This is a genomic window from Halomarinibacterium sedimenti, from assembly GCF_019312585.1.
Taxonomy (GTDB): Bacteria; Bacteroidota; Bacteroidia; order Flavobacteriales; family Flavobacteriaceae; genus Halomarinibacterium; species Halomarinibacterium sedimenti.
The window spans coordinates 224924-245691 of the sequence record NZ_JAHWDP010000001.1 but is presented as its reverse complement, the minus strand read 5'-3'; the positions used below and the strand labels follow the sequence as shown (position 1 = coordinate 245691).

The following is a 20768-nucleotide window of genomic DNA, read 5'->3' as shown; positions in this document are numbered from 1 at the left end:
TTAAAGTTTAATATGAGGGGGAATTTCGCAAACAGGAATGGGTTTCATCTTATGTTGGTTGGCCTTATTTAAGCGTGCGTATATTTTGAGTACCTCTTTTTTGCGTCCTTCAAAGTCTTCGGGAGATTTGTTTTCTTCAATCATTTTCATTGCCCATTCTAGTTCGTCATAACTTGCTCCAATTTGATCTTCGTCTGTTCGACTATCGCCAAAAAGTCCATCTGTAGGAGCCGCTTTTAAGATAGAATCTGGAACATTTACATGTCTACCAATACTATACACTTCACTTTTTAGCAAATCTGCAATGGGACTTAAATCCACGCCACCATCACCGTATTTTGTATAAAAACCAACTCCAAAATCTTCAACCTTATTACCTGTTCCTGCTACTAAATATCGATGTAATCCTGCAAAATAATAAAGTGTTGTCATTCGTAGGCGAGCACGAGTATTTGCAAGGCTTAAATCTAGAAAAGCATCTTCTTTAGTTTGAGGTACTTGTTTTTTTAATTCTTCAAAAACCGGGGTAAGATCTACTCGCACGTCGGTTACATTGGCAAAACGGCTTTTTAATTGTAAAATATGCTCTTGCGCTCTTGTTACTTGAGATGCCGCTTGATGTATGGGCATTTCTACGCAAAGGGTCCGTAATCCAGTCATTGCACAAAGGGTTGAGGTTACAGCAGAGTCTATTCCACCACTAACCCCCACGACAAAACCATCCATTTTGGCATTTATAGCATATTCTTTTAACCAATTTACAATATGGTCTGTAACCTTTTCTGTATTCATTTTAGGACAATTTAAACAAGATTAATGATACCTTTGCATCACAAAAATAGAGAAAACAAAATTTAAAAAAAGGAATACCGTTATTAATGAAGAATTTAAATTTTATGAAGTACCTCGTTTCATTTTTTTTCGCACTTCTTTTGCTTTTAGGTTGCCAATCGAAGTCTAAAACAGAGGAGGAAATTGAAAAAATCCCTGTAAATCTTGAGTTAGTTCGTTTTGATAAAGTTTTTGCCCAGTCAAGCCCATCAGATTTAGAAAACCTTAAAAGTCAGTATCCTTTGTTCTTTCCAGAGCAATATCACGATAGTATTTGGGTTGAGAAAATGCAAGACACGCTTCAAAAGCAACTAAATAATGAGGTCGTAAAAGTATTCCCTTCCGAAGAAAAACTTGAAGATGATTTAATAGCGCTGTTTCAGCATATTAAATACTATTTCCCAGATTTTTCAACACCAGAAGTTTTTACCACTACCTCAGATGTGGATTATAGAACCAAAGTTATTGCCAACGACCAATTTTTGATTATAGAACTTGACACCTATTTAGGGGAGGATCACTTTTTTTATGAAGGAATTTCAAAATATATTTCAAAAACCATGAAACCTTCGCAGATAATGCCGGATGTGGCATCTGCCTATGCTAAGAAGTATATTTCAGTGCCCACACAACGATCGTTTTTGGAGCAAATAATATATTATGGAAAGGAACTCTATTTAAAGGACTTATGGTTGCCTAATGTTCCCGATGCCGAAAAAATGGGATACACCGAGGATGAGATGAATTGGGCTGTTGAAAATGAAGTAGAAGTATGGCGTTATTTTATTGAAAATGAACTATTATACAGTACCGATGTAAAATTGCTTCAACGCTTTATTACACCTGCGCCCTTTTCAAAATTTAACTTGGAAATTGATAACGAATCGCCAGGGATGATAGGAAAATATATAGGATGGAAAATTGTACAATCGTATATGGAAGAAAATGCAGTTTCAGTATTACAATTAATGAATAAACGTGCTGAAGAGATTTTTAATGATTCAAAATACAAACCAAAGAAATGAGTAAAATTACATCAGAAATTAAATTAACAGTAGGAATGGACGAAAATCGCATTCCAGAAAAATTGCATTGGGCAGCACCAGACGGTGGCGTAGATAATATGGAAACAAAGGCGATGTTACTTTCGGTTTGGGATCATAAAAATCAAGAAGCTTTACGTATTGATTTATGGACAAAGGATATGCCGCTGGACGAAATGAAGGTATTTTTTCATCAAACCCTCACAGCAATGGCAGACACTTTTAAACGCGCCACTAATGATGAAAAAATGACCGCTACTATGCTTGACTTTTGCGATTATTTTGCTGAAAAATTAGAATTGAAAAAAGACTAATTTGAAGCTTATTTTTGTTTACCATGCAACCTCAGGAAAAGTACAAGCACTTTGGGATACTGCACATAAAATTATAAGTCCAAAGAATTACTCTTGTAGTCTTTGCGCCATTACGTTTGGTGCTTTTTCAGAAAAAAAGATTTGGAAGGATTTTAGGGAAAACTCAAAAACTGAAATGATTTTTCTCCATCGTGATGAGTTTCAAAAGCAATATAAATCGAAGTGGCTTCAAAAGTTTGATTTTCCAGTAATATTAGTAACAAGAAATGAAGTTTTAGAGGTTTTTATTTCTTCGGTAGAGTTAAAAGAACTCAAAACCCCAGAATCTTTAATTGAATTAATTACGAAGCGGTTAAATCGGAATTAATCTGATTAATGTACCCTAACAATTCGTCACGCCCATCGCCATTACTTGCAGAAGTAACGAAATATAGTGGCATTTCTTCCCAGGTTTCTAGCATCTTTTGGGTGTAAACTTCTAAATTTCTAGTTAGGGCGTTTGGTTTTAGTTTATCGGCTTTTGTAAAAATAATACTAAAGGGAATCTGACTTTGCCCCATCCATTCCATAAACTCCAAATCGATAGGTTGTGGTTCGTGTCTGCAATCAATTAAAACGAAGCCTAACACAAGTTGTTGACGTTTTTCGAAATAATTGGTAATAAATTTCTGAAAGGTTTTTTTACTGGATTTTGAAACACGCGCGTAACCATAACCAGGTAAATCTACCAAGTACCAATTTTTATTAATTAAAAAGTGATTAATTAACTGAGTTTTTCCAGGTCTTCCACTTGTTTTTGCCAAGCTTTTTCGTTGCATAAGCATATTGATAAGGGAAGATTTTCCAACGTTGGATCGACCTATAAAAGCGTATTCTGGCAATTTATTTTTAGGACATTTTGCAACATCACTGTTGCTCATGACAAATTCTGCCGAGGTGATTTTCATGGGTAGATTGTTAAAATCCTCGCTTTTGTAACCAAGCGAAGAGTAAATCGTTGAATGTGTCTGGATGCTCCATCATTGCCGCATGACCACATTTGTCTATCCAATATAAATCGGAGTCGGGAAGTAATTCGTGAAATTCATCGGCTACTTCTGGAGGAGTTACATTATCATTTTTCCCCCAAATAATACAAGTTGGATTGTGCATATGAGGTAAATCCTTTGCCATATTGTGTCGAATTGCACTTTTGGCAATAGAGAGTGTTCTAATAAGTTTGTTTCTATCGTTTACACTAGCGTAAACTTCATCTACAATTTCTTTGGTGGCAATAGAAGGGTCGTAAAAAACATTTTCTGCCTTTTGCTTTATGTAATCGTAGTCGCCTCTTTTTGGGTAGGTCTCTCCCATGGCACTTTCGTATAAGCCAGAACTCCCTGTAATTACAAGGGCTTTAACTTTTTCTGGATACAATTTTGTGACCATTAAACCAATATGACCTCCTAATGAATTCCCTAAAAGAATAACCTCTTTATATCCTTTAAAATCGATAAAACCCGAAACGTATTTAGCAATGTTTTTTACATTGGTTTTAAGAATTGGCATGGAGTAAATGGGTAACTCGGGGATAACTACTTTGTATCCTTTTTTCGGAAAAAAATCAACTACTCCATCAAAATTACTCAAACCACCCATAAGCCCATGCATAATTACAATAGGAGTTCCTTCGCCAATTTCTAAGTAAGAGTATTTACCTTCTTTTTTAAGCCGATGTGCCATAAAGTGCTTTAAAACTTAAAACAAAAGTAAACAAATTTTAACGAAATGATGTGCTTGTTTTTATTGTTGAAAACTTCTGTATATGCACGTCTTTAATCCTCTGTAAATCAGAATAAATAGAAAACCACCATGCTAATTTCATAGTGTGGGTGGTAAAACTTATCAACAAAGTGGTAAAAAGTGGTAAAAAGTGGTAAAATTCATTTATATTTGGTTTTACTAAATCAATCTCAAGTTTACACTCATGCTCAATCTAATTGGGACATACCACTGCAAAGCCGACTCCAAAGGAAGGGTTATGGTGCCAGCCGATTTAAAAAAGCAATTGGCTACTGTCGCTCCTTCAGGATTTGTAATTAAACGAGCTGTGTTTCAGCCATGTTTGGAGTTGTACCCTATGGAAGAGTGGCAACAATTGATGCAGAAAGTGAGTGGGTTAAATCGATTCAATAGAAAAAACAATGACTTTATTCGTCGTTTCACTGCTGGGGTTAGAACCGTAGAAATGGATACAGCAGGAAGACTAAACATTCCGCGAGATTTAATGGATTTTGCGGGTATCCATAAGGAAATTGTGGTGTCTTCGGCAATAAGTATTGTGGAGATTTGGGATAAAAATAAATATGAAAAAGCAATAGATGATGCTGCCAATGACTTTGCGGATCTAGCCGAAGAAGTCATGGGAGGTGCCAATGATGATAATGGAATATCATAATCCGGTTTTACTGAAAGAGACTGTAGAGGGTCTCAACATCCAGCCAAATGGTGTCTATGTGGATGTAACTTTTGGCGGCGGGGGGCATTCTAAAGAGATTTTGGAAAGACTTGGAGAAGACGGAAAACTACTTGCTTTCGATCAAGATAAAGACGCTCTTAAAAATGATATCGATGATCCACGCTTTACGCTCATCAATCAGAATTTTAGATTCTTAAAACGGTATTTACGATTTTATGGACATACCAAGGTTGATGGAATTTTAGGAGACTTTGGTGTTTCCTCGCATCAGTTTGATGTTCCTGAGCGTGGATTTTCTACAAGGTTTGAAGCAGATTTAGATATGCGGATGAATCAGGATAGTCCGCTTTCAGCGTATCAAGTAGTAAATGATTATGATGAAAAAATGCTTCGGAATGTATTGCGGGAATATGGTGAATTGAAAGCGGCGGCAGGAATGGCGCGATTAATTGTAGAAGGAAGAGCCAAAGAGGCGATTAAATCCAGTGAACAACTAAAAGTAGTGTTGGGGAGATTTTTACCAAAGCATAAAGAGAATAAAATTTTAGCGCAAGTGTTTCAGGCTATTCGAATTGAAGTAAACCAAGAATTGGAAGTTTTAAAAGAATTTCTTTTACAAACTCCCGAAGTTCTAAAAACGGGAGGTAGGCTTAGTTTAATATCCTATCATTCTCTTGAGGATAGGCTTGTAAAGCGATTTATGCGAAATGGGCTTTTTGAAGGAGAACCAGAAAAAGATGTTTTTGGTAGGGTAGAAGTTCCCTTTAAGCTAGTAGGGAAATTTATCATTCCATCTGAAGAAGAAATACGTAAAAATAGCAGAGCTCGAAGTGCCAAATTAAGAATTGCTGAAAAAGTATAATGAAAAAGAACTTCTACAATATCATCAAAGGAAAATTTTTAGTAAGCGACGATGCTTTTAAAAATTGGAGGTTTATCATTTTTCTTTCGGCATTGGCATTAATGATGATTGCTAGCTCGCACCAAGCCGATAAAAAAGTACACCAAATAGCCCGATTGAGTAATCAAGTAAAGGAGTTAAAAAGTGAATATGTAGATGTTAGGATGCAATTAATGCAGACTAAAATGGAAAGTAAAATTATAAAAGCGATGGAAAGTAGGGATCTTTTTCCTTCTGAAATCCCACCGCAAAAAGTCATCATTAAAAAAAGTGAATAGCGCGTGCCAGTAGAGGACAAGAACATATTAAACCGATTCTACTTTATCGCCGGAGGTATGTTCATCTTCGGACTTCTCATTGTATTTAAGTTGGTGAGTATTCAATTTATTGAAGGGGATAAATACCGTGAGCTTGCAGAACACAACACTACAAAAAACTTTACCATTGAAGCCAATAGAGGAAATGTGTATGCAGATGATGGGAGTTTATTAGCTACTTCGGTTCCAAAGTACGATATCCGTTTCGATGCAGTTACGGTTTCAAAAGAAGACTTTGATAAAAACCTTGTTCCTCTTTCCAAAGAGTTAAGTAAGCTCTTTGGGAAATCTCCTGCCTATTATCAAAATCTTTTCAGAAAGGCTCGAGCCGATAAAAATAGATACTTGCTAATTGCACGTGGATTGGGATATTCAGATTACGTAAGAGTAAAAAGGATGCCATTGTTTAATAAAGGACCTTATCGCGGAGGTATTATTGTGGAGCAAAACACGGTTCGAGAACATCCTATGGGGAAAGTTGGTGAACGCTTGGTAGGAAATGAAAAAAATCAAGAAAAGGGAGTGTATGAAGTAGGTTTTGAAGGGGCTTTCGATGAATTTTTAAGAGGGAAAAATGGGAGACGTCTTAAACAAAAAATAGCACAGGGACAATGGAAGCCAGTTTCGGATGAAAATGAGATTGAACCTCAGGATGGTTATGATATTGTAACAACAATCAACGTGAATATTCAAGACATCGCACATCATGCCTTGTTAAAGCAAATGGAATTTTACGAAGCGGAGCATGGAAGTGTTATTGTCATGGAGGTTACAACAGGCGAAATAAAAGCGATTTCAAATCTGGGTAAAACGGATGTTGGGACGTATTACGAAAAATTGAATTATGCTGTGGGTGAGAGCCATGAGCCAGGTTCAACTTTTAAAGTGATGGCATTTATGGCAGCTTTGGAAGATAAGGCAATTGATACTTCAACGGTAGTCGATACCAAACAAGGTAGTAAACGATTTTACGGTAGAAATATCACCGATTCTAAGCGTGGTGGATACGGAAAAATTTCTGCCGCAAAGGCACTGGAAGTATCTTCCAATATTGGCTTGGCATCCATTATAGATGACCATTATGCTAAAAACCCTAATAAGCTTATTGACCATTTTAAAAAATGGTATTTAAACAAAAAGGTTGGAATTCCTATTTCTGGAGAAGGGAAACCTATGATTCCAGAGCCAGGTCATAGTAAATGGAGTAAAAATGCATTGCCGTCCATGGCTTATGGGTATAACTTAAAAATGACACCGCTTCAAACCCTTACTTTTTACAATGCAATTGCAAATAATGGGGTTATGGTGAAGCCTCGATTTATCAAAGAAATAAGAACGATGAATAAGGGAGTGGAAGTCTTTGATACCGAAATTATTAACCCTAAAATATGCTCAGATAAAACGCTCGATGAAATTCGAGATATTCTCAAAAATATTGTAAAGAGAGGAACGGGGAAAAGCTTGTATTCTGAAAATTTCTCTATGGCCGGGAAAACAGGAACCGCTAGAACCGAATACTGGCTTCCAAATTGGGATAAAGATCGAAAGTATATTTCTTCTTTCTCTGGATATTTCCCAGCAGATAATCCAAAATATTCTTGCATAGTCGTTATTCATAAACCTAGCACCAAAAAGGGATTTTATGGAGCCGATGTAACAGGGCCTGTTTTTAAAAGAATAGCACAAAAAATATTTACCGATAGTCCTTTAATAGATGAAGTAAACGAAGAAAACCCAAAAGCGCCTTTGGTTTCAAAAGATTTTGAAACCTATTATGCCAAAGTACAAAAAGGAGGTTCAAAAGTGCCAAATGTGGTTGGAATGACGGGGATGGATGCGATATCCATTTTGGAAAATTTAGGGTTAAAAGTGGTGACTCAAGGCAATGGAACGGTTAAAGAACAATCCATTCCGTCGGGTGAAAAAATTCAAAAAGGCAAAAAAATAATATTGAATCTATCGTGATTTTGTTAAAAGACATATTGTATAAAGTAACCCTCGAAAAAGTTGTGGGGAATACCTCTGTGGCCATCACGAATATTGAATTCGATTCTCGTAAAGTGGAACTTAACGATGTATTTGTAGCGATTAAAGGAACACTTTCAGACGGGCACGACTTTATTAAAATGGCTTCAGAAAAAGGAGCTATTGCTATTGTTTGTGAAATCTTACCAGAAATGATCATTAACGGCATCACGTATGTTCAAGTTAAGGACTCTCAGCAAGCACTTGCTTTTATGGCAGCGAACTTTTATGAAAATCCTTCTGAAAATTTAAAGCTCGTAGGAGTTACAGGAACCAACGGAAAAACTACCATTTCAACCTTGCTTTATCAGCTTTTTAAAAAAGCAGGATTTGAAACAGGCTTACTTTCTACAGTAAAAATCAAAGTGGGAGATACAACCTATCCTGCAACGCATACCACACCAGACTCTCTTACCATCAATAAGTATTTACGAGAAATGGTCGATGCTGGGGTAGAGTATTGTTTTATGGAGGTGAGTTCTCACGGGATTCATCAAAAGCGCACCAAGGCGTTGCATTTTGAAGGAGGTATTTTTACCAATCTTTCGCACGATCATTTAGACTATCATAAAGACTTTAAAGAATACCGCGATGTAAAAAAATCCTTTTTTGATGCTTTACCAAAATCGGCTTTCGCATTAACAAATGTGGATGATAAAAATGGTCCAGTAATGCTTCAAAACACAGTGGCTAAGAAATATACCTATGCTTTGAAGAGTATGGCAGACTATAAGGCCCAGATTTTAGAAAATCAGTTTACAGGTTTGTTACTCAAAATAAACACTCATGAATTGTGGGTAAAACTCATTGGTAATTTTAATGCCTACAATTTATTAGCCATCTATGGCGCTTCCGATTTATTAGGATTGGAAACTATGGAAGCACTTCAGTTGATAAGTACCTTGGAAAGTGTGGATGGGAGATTTCAATATGCTGTTTCTTCAAAAAATATAACAGCCATAGTAGATTATGCGCACACACCCGATGCCTTGAAAAATGTATTGGAAACCATTAATTCCATTAGAACTGGAAATGAAGAATTAATTACGGTGGTAGGATGTGGTGGAAATCGCGATGCTGAAAAAAGACCTAAAATGGGAAACATTGCTGCCACACTAAGTACAAAAGTGATTTTTACGAGCGATAACCCAAGAAATGAAGACCCCGAGCTCATCATTGACGCCATTGAAAAAGGAGTTTCCCCGGCGCATTATAAAAAAACACTTTCCATAACAGATAGAAAGCAAGCCATTAAAACGGCATGTCAAATGGCCAATGAAGGAGATATTGTTTTGATAGCTGGAAAAGGCCATGAAACCTATCAAGAAATTAAAGGAGAACGATTCGATTTTGACGATTTTAAAATAGTAAACCAAATGCTAACCGATTTACATAAATAAGATGCTGTATTACTTGTTTGATTTTATCGATAAAACCTATGACTTGCCAGGTGCTGGACTCTTTCAGTTCATCACATTTAGAGCGGCTTTAGCAGTGATGCTTTCACTGTTTATCGCTACCATCTATGGTAAGAAAATCATAGCGTTTCTTCAGAAAAAACAAGTAGGAGAAACCATTAGAAACTTGGGGTTAGAGGGGCAAAATGAAAAGGCAGGAACTCCAACCATGGGAGGTATCATTATCATTTTAGCCACTATCATTCCAGTACTTCTTTTTGCAAAGTTGGAGAATATTTATGTCATCATGTTATTGGTTACCACTATTTGGATGGGAACTATTGGGTTTATTGACGACTACATTAAAAAATTCAAAAAAGATAAAGCAGGACTTCCAGGAAAATTTAAAGTTTTTGGACAAGTAGGCTTAGGGATTATCATTGGGGCGACCATGTATTTTCATGACGATATTACCGTGCGAAGAGAGAAAATAGATAAAAACCCAAATCAAACCGAAATTACTCAAAAGGCAGATAAAGATTTTTATGCAGAGGAGAAAACTCTTTTAACAACGCTTCCCTTTGTTAAAGACAACGAAATCAATTATGAAAAACTAGTCACTTGGGCAGGAGATGAATACAAAGATTACGCTTGGCTGGTTTTTATCCCGATTGTCATTTTCATTATTACAGCCGTTTCCAATGGAGCAAACTTAACCGATGGAATAGACGGTTTGGCTGCAGGTACTTCGGCAATCATAGGAGTGACCCTTGCCATTTTTGCATGGGTTTCGGGGAACGTAATTTTTTCAGATTATCTCAACATTATGTACATCCCCAATACGGGTGAGTTAACCATTTTTATTATGGCATTTGTAGGGGCACTTATTGGGTTTTTATGGTACAATGCCTATCCAGCTCAAGTTTTTATGGGAGATACTGGAAGCTTAACCATTGGTGGAATCATTGCAGTAATAGCGATTGCCATTAGAAAAGAATGGCTTATTCCTATTCTCTGTGGAATTTTCTTAATGGAAAACCTATCGGTTGTCATGCAAGTGAGTTGGTTTAAATACACCAAGAAGAAATATGGAGAAGGGCGTAGGATTTTCAGAATGTCACCCTTACACCACCATTATCAAGTAAAGGGATATCACGAAAGTAAGATTGTTACGCGGTTTTGGATTGTTGGTATTGTGCTCGCTGTGATCACCATTGTGACGTTAAAAATTAGATAAAGATGGCGAAAAGACTGGTCATATTGGGCGGAGGAGAAAGTGGTGTGGGAACGGCTATTTTAGGAAAGAAAAAAGGGTTTGAAGTCTTTGTTTCAGACTTCGGAAAAATAAAAGAAATATATAAAAAAGTTCTTTTACATCATGAGATTGAATGGGAAGACGAAGGTCATACCGAAGCTAAAATACTATCGGCCGATGTCGTCATGAAAAGTCCGGGAATTCCTGAAAAAGCACCTTTGATAGTAAAGCTGAAAGAGGCAAACTTGAAGGTAATTTCTGAAATCGAATTTGCTTCAGAATATACTGAAGCCACTATCATAGGAATAACTGGGAGTAATGGGAAAACCACTACCGCTAGTTTGACTTATGCATTGCTGAAAGATGAGTTGAATGTGGCTTTGGGAGGAAACATCGGGAAAAGTTTTGCCCAACTTGTTGCTGAAGATACATACGAGAATTATGTATTGGAATTGAGTAGTTTTCAGTTGGACGGTATTGAAACATTTAGACCACATATATCAGTCTTAACCAATATTACACCGGATCATTTAGATCGATACGACTATGATTTCAATAAGTATATCGCTTCAAAATTTCGGATAGCCATGAATCAAACAAAGGAAGACTATTTTATTTACGATGCAGATGATGAAGTGATCACAAAATGGCTTTCAGAATATCCAATTCAATCACAATTATTGCCTTTTTCAATAGATAAAAAACTTGAAGAGGGCGCATATATAGAAAACAAAAATATCATTATAAAAACAAAAATAAACTCACATACCATGCCAATCACAAATCTACAATTAACTGGAAATCATAATTTAAAAAATGCCATGGCAGCCTCTACGGTAGCTACGCTACTTCGAATACGTAAAGATACAATTCGACAATCCTTGGAGAGTTTTCAGGGAGTAGAGCATCGATTAGAGAAAGTGCTTAAAATAAACAATGTGGTGTACATCAACGACTCCAAAGCAACCAATGTAAATGCTACGTTTTATGCCTTAGACAGCATGGAATCACCTACCGTTTGGATTGTGGGAGGAGTAGATAAAGGCAATGAATATGAAGAATTACTTCCCTTGGTTAATGAAAAGGTGAAAGCAATTATTTGTTTGGGAGTAGATAATGATAAAATAATAAAAGCCTTTGGAAATGTGGTCGACATCATGGTAGAGACTGAAAGTATGCGTGACGCAGTACAAGTAGCCTATAGACTTTCAGAAAAAGGGGATACGGTTTTACTATCTCCAGCATGTGCGAGTTTCGATTTATTCGAAAATTATGAAGACCGAGGAAGGCAATTTAAAGAAGCAGTAAGAAATTTATAATTAAAAATGAAAAGTGTGTTTCAATATTTACAAGGAGATAAAGCTATATGGGCAGTAGTTGCCCTTTTAGCATTGTTTTCTTTTTTACCTGTATACAGTGCCAGTAGTAATTTGGCTTATTTATATGGGAATGGAAATACGATTCAGTTTTTATTAAAACATTTTGCCCATTTGCTTTTAGGATTTGCCATTTTATATGGCGTGCATAAAATCCCGTATCATTATTTTAGAGGGCTTTCAATTATTGCATTACCCATCGTTATTATCCTATTGTTAATCACATTAGCGCAAGGAAATACAATAGAAGGAGCTAATGCAAGTAGATGGATTCGGATTCCTTTTGTTGGGGTTACGTTTCAAACTTCGGCTTTGGCAGCAGTTGTGTTAATGACCTATGTAGCACGATATTTATCCAGAATTAAAGACAAAGAAGTTAGCTTTAAGGAAACTTTAGTGCCTCTTTGGTTGCCAGTGTTTATTGTTTTAGCCCTTATTCTTCCGGCAAATTTCTCTACCACGGCAATTTTATTTGCTATGGTGGTTGTCTTAGTTTTTATAGGAGGCTATCCTCTTAGATACCTCGGAATTATCCTTGGGGCTGGTCTGTTATTTTTAACATTGTTTGTTTTAACAGCGAAAGCATTTCCGGGCGTTTTCCCTAACCGTGTGGATACTTGGATTAGTAGAGTTGAAAACTTTGCAGATAAAGAAGATACTGAAGCAGATTATCAAATAGAAAAAGCCAAAATTGCCATTGCTTCAGGGGGTGTGGTAGGATTAGGACCTGGTAAAAGTGTACAGAAGAATTTTTTACCACAGTCCTCATCAGATTTTATTTATGCGGTCATCGTAGAAGAATTTGGCATTGCAGGTGGCTTAACATTACTGTTTTTGTATTTGTTGTTGCTTTTCAGATTAATCATTGTGATTTATAAAAGCACATCGCTATTCGGAAAATTATTGGTTGCAGGAGTGGGCTTGCCCATCATTTTTCAAGCACTTATCAATATGGGCGTTGCGGTGGAATTATTTCCTGTAACCGGGCAAACCTTGCCACTGATTAGTAGTGGAGGAACGTCCATTTGGATGACCTGTTTAGCATTGGGAATGATTTTAAGTGTAAGTGCAAAAAGAGAAGTTCAAATAAGAGTACAAGAAGAAGAAAATCCATTAGATATTTTAAGTGAAGCCTTATAAATTTATCATATCAGGAGGAGGAACTGGGGGTCATATTTACCCAGCTGTAGCCATTGCTAACGAATTAAAAGTTCGCTATCCCAATGCCGAATTTCTTTTTGTGGGTGCTAAAGACCGTATGGAAATGGAGAAAGTACCACAAGCAGGATATAAAATTGAAGGGCTTTGGATTTCAGGATTGCAGCGTAACTTGAAAGTGAGCAACTTGATGTTTCCTTTAAAGTTAGCTTCGAGTCTTATTCGGGCAAAGAGAATCATCAAAGACTTTAAACCAAATGTTGCCATTGGAACTGGGGGATATGCAAGTGCACCCTTGCTTCGGGTTGCTTCCCGAAGAAAAGTTCCTTCATTGATTCAGGAGCAAAATAGTCACGCAGGTATTACCAATAAATGGTTAAGTAAAAAAGTAAAAACCATTTGTGTGGCCTATGAGGGAATGGAGCAATTTTTTCCGAAGGAAAAACTCGTAGTAACGGGCAATCCTGTGAGACAAGATTTATTAGAAATACATTCAAAAAGAGAAGAAGGACAAACATATTTTAAACTTGATAAAACTAAGAAAACCCTCTTGGTGTTAGGTGGAAGCTTGGGTGCTAGGAGAATAAACCAACTTATTGAAAAAGAGCTTCCTTTTTTTGAAGAGAACCGGTTGCAGGTTATCTGGCAATGTGGTAAATATTATTACGAAACCTATAAAAACAGAGCTTCCAAGAATGTTCAAGTACATGCATTTTTAAATACTATGGATTTGGCGTATGCAGCTTCAGATATCATTATTTCTCGAGCCGGAGCGTTATCTGTTTCAGAATTATGCCTGGTAGGAAAGCCAGTAATTTTTATACCATCACCAAATGTGGCAGAAGACCATCAAACCAAAAATGCACTTTCCATTGTAAAGCAACAAGCTGCTATGCTTATTAAAGAAGCCGATTTGGATGCGGATTTTGAAACTAAATTTTCAGACCTCATTCAATCTAAAGAATTGCAATTGAAGCTTTCAGAGAACATTAAAAAGTTAGCAAAACCTAATGCTACAAAAGCTATTGTTGAAGAAATTGAAAAACTATTGAAAAAGTAAAATTGAAACCTTTAGAAAACATATCGAACGTTTTTTTTGTTGGCATTGGCGGTATTGGAATGAGTGCTTTGGCGCGATATGTAAAATTATTGGGCAAAAATGTATTTGGATATGATAAAACTGCTACCCATTTAACGGATGAGCTACTTAAAGAAGGAATGAAAATCACGTTTAAAGATGCTGTTTCTGAAATTCCAAAAGGTTTAACGATAGAAAATTCACTTATTGTGTATACACCAGCCATTCCAAAGGATAGTGCTATTTTGAATCATTTTACTATTGAAGGATTTGAGGTTGTTAAACGAGCAAAACTATTGGGTGAAGTAACCAAAAATACCTTGTGTTTAGCAGTGGCAGGAACTCATGGGAAGACAACAACTTCAGCAATTTTAGGCCATTTAATGGCCGAATGTAATATGCCTGTGACTGCATTTTTGGGTGGTATTGCCGAAAATTACAACTCTAATTTTATTAGCAAAGGAACTGAAATCACAGTGGTAGAAGCAGATGAATTTGACCGTTCCTTCCTTCAGTTGCAACCCAGTATTGCTTGTGTTACCTCGATGGATGCAGATCATTTGGATATTTACGGAGATGCTTCCACCATTGAAGATTCCTTCAAAGAATTTTCAAAATTAATTAAAAACAAAGACCATTTATTACATAAAAAGGGACTTCCATTAAATGGTCAAACCGTGGCCATAGAAGAAGATGCCGACTTTGAAGCACAGCGTGTTCGAATTGAAAATGGAACGTATGTTTTTGATCTAAAAACACCGAATGAAACAATTAAAAACTTGCAATTTATTATCCCTGGTCATCATAACCTGCATAATGCGGTAACAGCTTTGGGTATGGCCATTTCTGCGGGAACCCCAACTCCCGGCCTGCCCAAAGCTTTATTATCTTTTAGAGGAGTACAACGTAGATTTTCGTATAAAATTAAAACCGAAAATTTGGTATTAATAGATGATTATGCACATCATCCCACCGAGATTGATGCCCTTTTTCAAGCGGTTTCAGAAATGTATCCTAACGATAAAAAAGTGATTGTTTTTCAACCACATTTGTTTAGCCGCACTCGGGATTTTGGTGATGGATTCGCCAAAAGCCTATCACATTTTGATGAAGTCTTCCTTTTAGAAATATATCCAGCGCGTGAAGTACCCATAGTTGGGATTCATTCGGAATGGCTTTTAAATAAAATTTCGAACCCAAAAAAGGCGTTAATTATTAAAGAGTCATTAAGTGATAAGCTAAAATCCTCCCATTGTAAGGTGAAGTTGATGGTGGGAGCGGGTGACATAGGTGCAGAAGTAGAAAAAGTAACTCAATATTTAAAGAAATGAAGGGTGCCTGGGGAATCATAAAATTGTTATTTGTAATCGTACTTGCAGGGGTCATGTTTGGATTTGCTAGACAACGAAACAACACGCGTAAAATTTCACATATTGATGTAAAGTTTACCGACGAAAACAACCCTTTTATCACCTTAACGGCGGTTAATAAATTGTTAATACAAAATAGCGACAGTGTTACGAGTATCCCTAAAGAAACTTTAGTTTTGAAAGAGATGGAAGAGAGATTGTTAAATAACCCTATGGTGCGTGATGCCCAAGTGTTTATAACAATTGATGGTGGTTTGGGAGCCAAAATAGAACAACGAAATCCTATTGCCAGAGTGGTGGGGTCAAACCACTTTTATATTGATGAAGATGGAAAGAAAATGCCTCTTTCCTCTGTGTACTCAGCAAGAGTTCCATTAATAACGGGCAGTTCAAAAACAGATTTTACAGAGCTTACACCATTGCTCCTAAAATTAAAAAATGACGCTTTTATGAAACAGATTGTGTCTGGGCTTCATAAAAATAGAAACGGGACGGTTGAGCTTATTTTAAGAAAAGAGGGATTTAAAATACAGTTTGGAGACCTAAAGCATATTGATAAAAAGATTCAAAATTTTAAAGCTTTCTATCAAAAAGCAAAAAAAGACAAAAGGCTATCTGCCTATAATTTAGTGGATTTACAGTTTGGAAGTCAAGTAGTGGCTACAAAAAAATAGAACATGGAAAATAATAACATTGCGGTTGGATTGGACATAGGAACCACAAAAATTGTGGCTATGATTGGGCGTAAAAATGATTACGGAAAGATGGAGATTATGGGTATTGGTAAATCCAAAAGCCTTGGTGTGCATAGAGGAGTCGTTAATAATATTACCCAAACCATTCAGTCCATTCAACAAGCGGTACAAGATGCTGAAACTTCTTCAGGGATGAAAATTTCTGAAGTAGTGGTTGGTATTGCCGGTCAACACATCAGAAGCCTTCAGCATAGCGATTATATAACTCGTTCTAATAGCGATGAAGTAATTAACGATGAAGATATAGATAGGCTCTGTAATCAAGTTCATAAGTTAGTCATGTTACCCGGTGAGGAAATAATACATGTATTACCACAAGATTTTAAAGTAGACGGACAGGCTGAAATTAAAGAACCTATTGGAATGTATGGCGGGAGGTTGGAAGCTAATTTCCACGTTGTGGTTGGGCAAGTTTCTTCTATCCGAAATATTGGTAGATGTGTAAAAAGTGCTGGTCTCGAATTGGCTGGAATAACACTTGAACCGCTGGCTTCGGCAAATGCTGTATTGAGTCAAGAAGAAAAGGAAGCTGGTGTGGCTTTAATAGATATTGGGGGTGGAACTACCGATTTGGCCATTTTTAAGGATGGAATTATTAGACATACTGCGGTTATTCCGTTTGGTGGAAATGTGATTACCGAAGACATAAAAGAAGGTTGTTCCATTATTGAAAAGCAGGCCGAATTATTAAAAATAAAATTTGGTTCCGCCTGGCCAGGAGAAAATAAAGACAATGAAATTGTATCAATTCCTGGATTACGTGGCAGAGAACCAAAGGAAATTACACTAAAAAATCTTTCAAAGATTATTCATGCAAGAGTGGTTGAAATTATCGAGCAGGTATATCTGGAAATAAAAAATTACGGCCACGAGGAGCAAAAAAAGAAGCTTATAGCCGGAATTGTTTTAACTGGGGGTGGAGCTCAATTAAAGCATTTAAAGCAATTAGTCGAATATATCACAGGAATGGATACGCGAATAGGATATCCTAATGAACACTTGGCTGGAGATAGCGATAGTGAAACTACGAGCCCTATGTATGCTACTGCCGTAGGATTGGTGTTAAATAGCTTAACTGGAAAAAGTAAAAACCAAGGGGCTAAAATGGCATTGAATGATGAACTTCCTGAAGTGGAAGAGAAATTAGAAAGTGTAGATAGCGAGCATGAAGAAAAAGTAACAACAAATAAAGGAGGAAAGCGATTTTTTGATAAGTGGGCCGAAAAATTTAAAGAATTTTTGGATAACGCCGAATAATCTCAGACCTAATTAGAATAATATATAATAACAACCTCACAAAAAGAAGACAATTATGAGCAGCAACACAGAATTTGATAATATTTCATTCGACCTGCCCAAAAATCAGTCGAACGTCATAAAGGTCATAGGCGTTGGTGGTGGTGGTAGTAATGCCATTAACCATATGTTTAGCCAAGGGATTAAAGGCGTAGACTTTGTAATTTGTAATACCGATGCACAGGCATTGGAAAACAGTCCAGTTCCAGTTAAAATTCAGTTAGGAGTTTCCCTTACCGAAGGTCTTGGAGCGGGAGCCAATCCTAAAATTGGAGAGCAATCTGCCGTGGAGAGCATGCAAGAAATTCAGGATATGCTTTCTACCAATACCAAAATGATTTTTATAACTGCTGGTATGGGAGGAGGTACTGGAACAGGTGCAGCGCCTATTATTGCAAAAATGGCAAAAGATTTGGATATTTTAACGGTGGGAATCGTTACCATTCCTTTTCAGTTTGAAGGAAAGATTAGAAATGATCAAGCACAAATAGGGGTAGAAAATTTAAGACAAAATGTAGATTCTTTGGTTGTTATTAATAACAACAAATTACGTGAGGTATATGGGAATTTAGGTTTTAAAGCAGGGTTTTCTAAAGCAGATGAAGTATTAGCTACGGCTGCGCGAGGTATTGCCGAAGTAATTACACATCACTATACACAAAACATTGACCTTAGAGATGCCAAAACAGTTTTAGCTAATAGTGGCACCGCCATTATGGGTAGTGCTACGGCTGTGGGTTCTCAAAGAGCTCATGAAGCCATTACAAAAGCGTTAGATTCACCATTGCTTAACGATAATAAAATTAGTGGAGCTAAAAATGTACTCTTGCTTATTGTGTCTGGTTCTGAAGAAATCACGATAGATGAAATTGGAGAAATTAGTGATCACATTCAAAATGAAGCGGGTCACAGCGCCAATATCATTATGGGAGTGGGTGAAGATGAAGAGTTGGAAAAAGCCATATCCATTACCGTAATTGCTACAGGATTTAATGCCGAGCAGCAACACGAAATTGTAAATACCGAGAGTAAAAAAATCATTCACACGCTGGAAGAAGATCAAAAGGCAGAGCAGAACTTAAGTGCAAGCCCTACTGCTACACCCATCAATTTTTCCTATGAAGAGCCAAAAGCTAAGGTTAAAGAAGAAGCTCCTGTGGTAAAACATGTGCTTTTTGAAGAAGAGTTTGAAGAGGTGGCTGAAAAGCCAAAAGTGAATGAGCTGCCGTTTGAAGGATATATTGAAACTACGGAGCTTATTAAGAATCTTCAGGTAGATTACGAACGGGTGGATATTCATTTTTTAGCAGAGTTTCAGCAACTACAAATAAATGAAATTGATGTAAACGATTTTGTGATTGTGGAAAGCAAAATGAATAAAGCTGAAGAAGTTGTTGAGGAAGATCTTTCCGAAGAAAATGAAATAGGAACCATGGACGAACAAATTTTAATGTTCGATCTTCCTATTCATTCGCCAAAAGAAGAAAATAAAAAAGTGGCTTCTTTTGAAAAGCAACAAGAGGAAGAAGAGGAGCCAGAATTATTGGTTAAGAATATTGAGGATATTGAAGTGAAAGCGGTGGAAGTGATTCCTGTGACTGAACATTCAGATAAAGGAGTAAAGCGCTATAGCCTTGATGACTATGAAGAAATGGAAGCCAAACTTAATCAGGCAAAACCTGCTGCCAAGAAGGAGGAGGTAACCGAAGAGGAGTTGAAATTTGAAACAAAAACTGTTGAAAAACCTGTAAAGGAAAAAGACAACGATGAACCCGCAGATCCACTTAATTCACCCATTTCAAAGTTATTAAGCGATCGCACCGAGGAACGTAAACGAAAGATGAAGGAATTCAATTATAAGTTTAGAAATAGCAATTCTAAAATTGATGAAATTGAAAAACAACCTGCATACAAGCGAATGGGGATTGAATTGGACGAAACTGATAGTAACGATACTAATCTTTCTCGTACGACAGTAAATACAGACGATGATGAGCTAGACTTACGCTCTAACAATTCGTTTTTACACGATAATGTGGATTAATTTTAAATGAAAAATATTAAAAAGCCGTTCCATTGGAGCGGCTTTTTTTATTTTGTGACTGAGGAGGGATGTATTTCCCAACAAGTTCTGCTATTAAATTTCTTCTTGAGAAATAGTCTATTTATACCTTTAGGATTACCTCGCCTCGCTCGGTGATCCCTAAAGCTCCGCTTTGAAAATTCTTTAAACAAAAAAACGCTCAAGCAAGCTTGGCGTTTTTTCTTATTGAACTAATTATTCGTGACCGCGGAGGATTAAATTTCCCGTAGCGCTCAATGTTGCAAATAAGAAACTACGCATCACATAAATGCGATACTTGTTTTATATTTTCATTCGTTTACAAAAGCCAATGTCTTTTGACACTCTTGAAAACACAAAACCACACTTTTACAGTGTGGTTTCTTGCTTGTAGTGACCGCGGAGGGATTCAAACCCCCAACCCTCAGAGCCGAAATCTGATATTCTATTCAGTTGAACTACGCGGCCTTTACTTTTGGCTTAGGAGTTCAACTAAATCCCAAAGGGACAGTTGAACTACGCGGCCTTTACTTTTGGCTTAGGAGTTCAACTAAATCCCAAAGGGACAGTTGAACTACGCGGCCTTTATATAAAGATTAACTTAACTTAGATTTTACTATTGTAGAAATCGTTTTTCCATCGGCTTTTCCTGCCAATTGACCACTGGCCATTCCCATCACTTTTCCCATATCAGCCATAGAACCTGCACCCGTTTTTGCAATAATATCCATCACTACTTTTTCAACTTCTGCTTCGCTTAATTGCTTTGGTAAAAATTGTTCAATGACCGCAGCCTGAGCTATTTCTGGCTCAGCTAGATCGTTTCTACCTTGCTTTGTAAAGATGGCAGCGCTATCCTTACGTTGCTTTACTAACTTCTGTAATAATTTTATTTCTTCGGATTCAGTTAAATCTGCTTTGGCACCACTTTCGGTCTGGGCCAATAAAAGGGCAGACTTTACCGCTCTTAGCGATTCTAAAGCCACAGTATTTTTCTCTTTCATGGCCGTTTTTAAGGCCTCCATAATTTGTGTTTGTAAACTCATAAGAAATAGTATTTCAGTTGGCAAAGATAGGGAAATTCAATTTCAAAAAATAAAGGAATACAGCATTCAAATCTTTTTGAAGAACA

At 36.8% G+C, this 20768-nt stretch carries 20 protein-coding genes and 1 tRNA gene; 16 read left to right on the top strand and 5 right to left on the bottom strand.

Features of this window, described 5'->3' with window-relative positions; genetic code table 11:
* On the bottom strand, positions 1–792 hold the full coding sequence (gene nadE, locus KXJ69_RS01225) for an NAD(+) synthase (protein ID WP_219050517.1): 792 nt from the start codon (positions 790–792) through the stop codon (positions 1–3).
* 104 nt (positions 793–896) lie between these two features.
* Here nadE and gldB point away from each other — a divergent pair, with 104 nt between their 5' ends.
* The 3 genes from gldB to KXJ69_RS01210 are packed head-to-tail and all read left to right on the top strand — an operon-like array spanning position 897 to position 2555.
* Positions 897–1856, top strand: coding sequence for a gliding motility lipoprotein GldB (gldB, locus tag KXJ69_RS01220; RefSeq protein WP_219050516.1), 960 nt, complete (start codon positions 897–899; stop codon positions 1854–1856).
* Positions 1853–2188, top strand: coding sequence for a gliding motility protein GldC (gldC, locus tag KXJ69_RS01215; protein ID WP_219050515.1), 336 nt, complete (start codon positions 1853–1855; stop codon positions 2186–2188). Before gldB ends, gldC begins: the two co-directional genes overlap by 4 nt.
* Position 2189: 1 nt before the next feature.
* Entirely contained in the window at positions 2190–2555 is a 366-nt protein-coding gene (locus KXJ69_RS01210) for a GTPase (RefSeq protein WP_219050514.1), read from the top strand.
* Here KXJ69_RS01210 and yihA read toward each other — a convergent pair.
* A complete protein-coding gene (yihA, locus tag KXJ69_RS01205) occupies positions 2530–3135 on the bottom strand; it encodes a ribosome biogenesis GTP-binding protein YihA/YsxC (RefSeq protein WP_219050513.1) in 606 nt (201 codons plus the stop codon). The genes KXJ69_RS01210 and yihA overlap by 26 nt on opposite strands.
* Positions 3136–3145: 10 nt before the next feature.
* On the bottom strand, positions 3146–3910 hold the full coding sequence (locus KXJ69_RS01200; RefSeq protein WP_219050512.1) for an alpha/beta fold hydrolase: 765 nt from the start codon (positions 3908–3910) through the stop codon (positions 3146–3148).
* Positions 3911–4154: 244 nt separating this feature from the next.
* Between KXJ69_RS01200 and mraZ the strand changes: the two genes are divergently transcribed.
* Genes mraZ through ftsZ form a run of 13 tightly spaced genes read left to right on the top strand, consistent with a single transcriptional unit; the run spans position 4155 to position 19618 of the window.
* Complete coding sequence (gene mraZ / locus KXJ69_RS01195; RefSeq protein WP_219050511.1) at positions 4155–4625, top strand: division/cell wall cluster transcriptional repressor MraZ; 471 nt, start codon at positions 4155–4157, stop codon at positions 4623–4625.
* On the top strand, positions 4612–5508 hold the full coding sequence (gene rsmH / locus KXJ69_RS01190; RefSeq protein ID WP_219051776.1) for a 16S rRNA (cytosine(1402)-N(4))-methyltransferase RsmH: 897 nt from the start codon (positions 4612–4614) through the stop codon (positions 5506–5508). Before mraZ ends, rsmH begins: the two co-directional genes overlap by 14 nt.
* On the top strand, positions 5508–5825 hold the full coding sequence (locus KXJ69_RS01185) for an FtsL-like putative cell division protein (RefSeq protein ID WP_219050510.1): 318 nt from the start codon (positions 5508–5510) through the stop codon (positions 5823–5825). The genes rsmH and KXJ69_RS01185 overlap by 1 nt, the downstream gene beginning before the upstream one ends.
* A gap of 3 nt (positions 5826–5828) precedes the next feature.
* The gene (locus tag KXJ69_RS01180) at positions 5829–7829 is read left to right on the top strand and encodes a PASTA domain-containing penicillin-binding protein (RefSeq protein WP_219050509.1); all 2001 of its coding nucleotides are present in this window, start codon (positions 5829–5831) and stop codon (positions 7827–7829) included.
* A complete protein-coding gene (locus KXJ69_RS01175; RefSeq protein ID WP_219050508.1) occupies positions 7826–9289 on the top strand; it encodes a UDP-N-acetylmuramoyl-L-alanyl-D-glutamate--2,6-diaminopimelate ligase in 1464 nt (487 codons plus the stop codon). Before KXJ69_RS01180 ends, KXJ69_RS01175 begins: the two co-directional genes overlap by 4 nt.
* Before the next feature lies 1 nt (position 9290).
* Complete coding sequence (gene mraY, locus KXJ69_RS01170) at positions 9291–10523, top strand: phospho-N-acetylmuramoyl-pentapeptide-transferase (protein ID WP_219050507.1); 1233 nt, start codon at positions 9291–9293, stop codon at positions 10521–10523.
* Positions 10524–10525: 2 nt separating this feature from the next.
* Complete coding sequence (gene murD, locus KXJ69_RS01165; RefSeq protein WP_219050506.1) at positions 10526–11860, top strand: UDP-N-acetylmuramoyl-L-alanine--D-glutamate ligase; 1335 nt, start codon at positions 10526–10528, stop codon at positions 11858–11860.
* A gap of 6 nt (positions 11861–11866) precedes the next feature.
* Positions 11867–13057, top strand: a complete 1191-nt coding sequence (locus KXJ69_RS01160; protein ID WP_219050505.1) for an FtsW/RodA/SpoVE family cell cycle protein — start codon at positions 11867–11869, stop codon at positions 13055–13057.
* Positions 13044–14135, top strand: a complete 1092-nt coding sequence (murG, locus tag KXJ69_RS01155; RefSeq protein ID WP_219050504.1) for an undecaprenyldiphospho-muramoylpentapeptide beta-N-acetylglucosaminyltransferase — start codon at positions 13044–13046, stop codon at positions 14133–14135. Before KXJ69_RS01160 ends, murG begins: the two co-directional genes overlap by 14 nt.
* Before the next feature lie 2 nt (positions 14136–14137).
* Positions 14138–15484: a UDP-N-acetylmuramate--L-alanine ligase gene (murC, locus tag KXJ69_RS01150; protein WP_219050503.1), complete on the top strand. Its 1347-nt coding sequence runs from the start codon at positions 14138–14140 to the stop codon at positions 15482–15484.
* Positions 15481–16197, top strand: coding sequence for a cell division protein FtsQ/DivIB (locus tag KXJ69_RS01145; RefSeq protein WP_219050502.1), 717 nt, complete (start codon positions 15481–15483; stop codon positions 16195–16197). Before murC ends, KXJ69_RS01145 begins: the two co-directional genes overlap by 4 nt.
* A gap of 3 nt (positions 16198–16200) precedes the next feature.
* Complete coding sequence (ftsA, locus tag KXJ69_RS01140; RefSeq protein WP_219050501.1) at positions 16201–17535, top strand: cell division protein FtsA; 1335 nt, start codon at positions 16201–16203, stop codon at positions 17533–17535.
* A 55-nt stretch (positions 17536–17590) separates the two neighbouring features.
* Positions 17591–19618: a cell division protein FtsZ gene (gene ftsZ / locus KXJ69_RS01135; RefSeq protein WP_219050500.1), complete on the top strand. Its 2028-nt coding sequence runs from the start codon at positions 17591–17593 to the stop codon at positions 19616–19618.
* Between the two features lie 412 nt (positions 19619–20030).
* Here ftsZ and KXJ69_RS01130 read toward each other — a convergent pair.
* Together KXJ69_RS01130 and KXJ69_RS01125 are read right to left on the bottom strand one after the other, a co-directional pair.
* Positions 20031–20104 (bottom strand) — tRNA-Arg (locus KXJ69_RS01130).
* A 128-nt stretch (positions 20105–20232) separates the two neighbouring features.
* The gene (locus tag KXJ69_RS01125; RefSeq protein ID WP_219050499.1) at positions 20233–20682 is read right to left on the bottom strand and encodes a GatB/YqeY domain-containing protein; all 450 of its coding nucleotides are present in this window, start codon (positions 20680–20682) and stop codon (positions 20233–20235) included.
* Positions 20683–20768 lie beyond the last annotated feature (86 nt).

Coding starts and splice junctions, on each gene's coding strand:
- nadE (WP_219050517.1), bottom strand. CDS start 792: ATGAATACAGAAAAGGTTACAGACCATATTGTAAATTGGTTAAAAGAA.
- gldB (WP_219050516.1), top strand. CDS start 897: ATGAAGTACCTCGTTTCATTTTTTTTCGCACTTCTTTTGCTTTTAGGT.
- gldC (WP_219050515.1), top strand. CDS start 1,853: ATGAGTAAAATTACATCAGAAATTAAATTAACAGTAGGAATGGACGAA.
- yihA (WP_219050513.1), bottom strand. CDS start 3,135: ATGAAAATCACCTCGGCAGAATTTGTCATGAGCAACAGTGATGTTGCA.
- KXJ69_RS01200 (WP_219050512.1), bottom strand. CDS start 3,910: ATGGCACATCGGCTTAAAAAAGAAGGTAAATACTCTTACTTAGAAATT.
- mraZ (WP_219050511.1), top strand. CDS start 4,155: ATGCTCAATCTAATTGGGACATACCACTGCAAAGCCGACTCCAAAGGA.
- rsmH (WP_219051776.1), top strand. CDS start 4,612: ATGGAATATCATAATCCGGTTTTACTGAAAGAGACTGTAGAGGGTCTC.
- KXJ69_RS01185 (WP_219050510.1), top strand. CDS start 5,508: ATGAAAAAGAACTTCTACAATATCATCAAAGGAAAATTTTTAGTAAGC.
- mraY (WP_219050507.1), top strand. CDS start 9,291: ATGCTGTATTACTTGTTTGATTTTATCGATAAAACCTATGACTTGCCA.
- murD (WP_219050506.1), top strand. CDS start 10,526: ATGGCGAAAAGACTGGTCATATTGGGCGGAGGAGAAAGTGGTGTGGGA.
- KXJ69_RS01160 (WP_219050505.1), top strand. CDS start 11,867: ATGAAAAGTGTGTTTCAATATTTACAAGGAGATAAAGCTATATGGGCA.
- KXJ69_RS01145 (WP_219050502.1), top strand. CDS start 15,481: ATGAAGGGTGCCTGGGGAATCATAAAATTGTTATTTGTAATCGTACTT.
- ftsA (WP_219050501.1), top strand. CDS start 16,201: ATGGAAAATAATAACATTGCGGTTGGATTGGACATAGGAACCACAAAA.
- ftsZ (WP_219050500.1), top strand. CDS start 17,591: ATGAGCAGCAACACAGAATTTGATAATATTTCATTCGACCTGCCCAAA.
- KXJ69_RS01125 (WP_219050499.1), bottom strand. CDS start 20,682: ATGAGTTTACAAACACAAATTATGGAGGCCTTAAAAACGGCCATGAAA.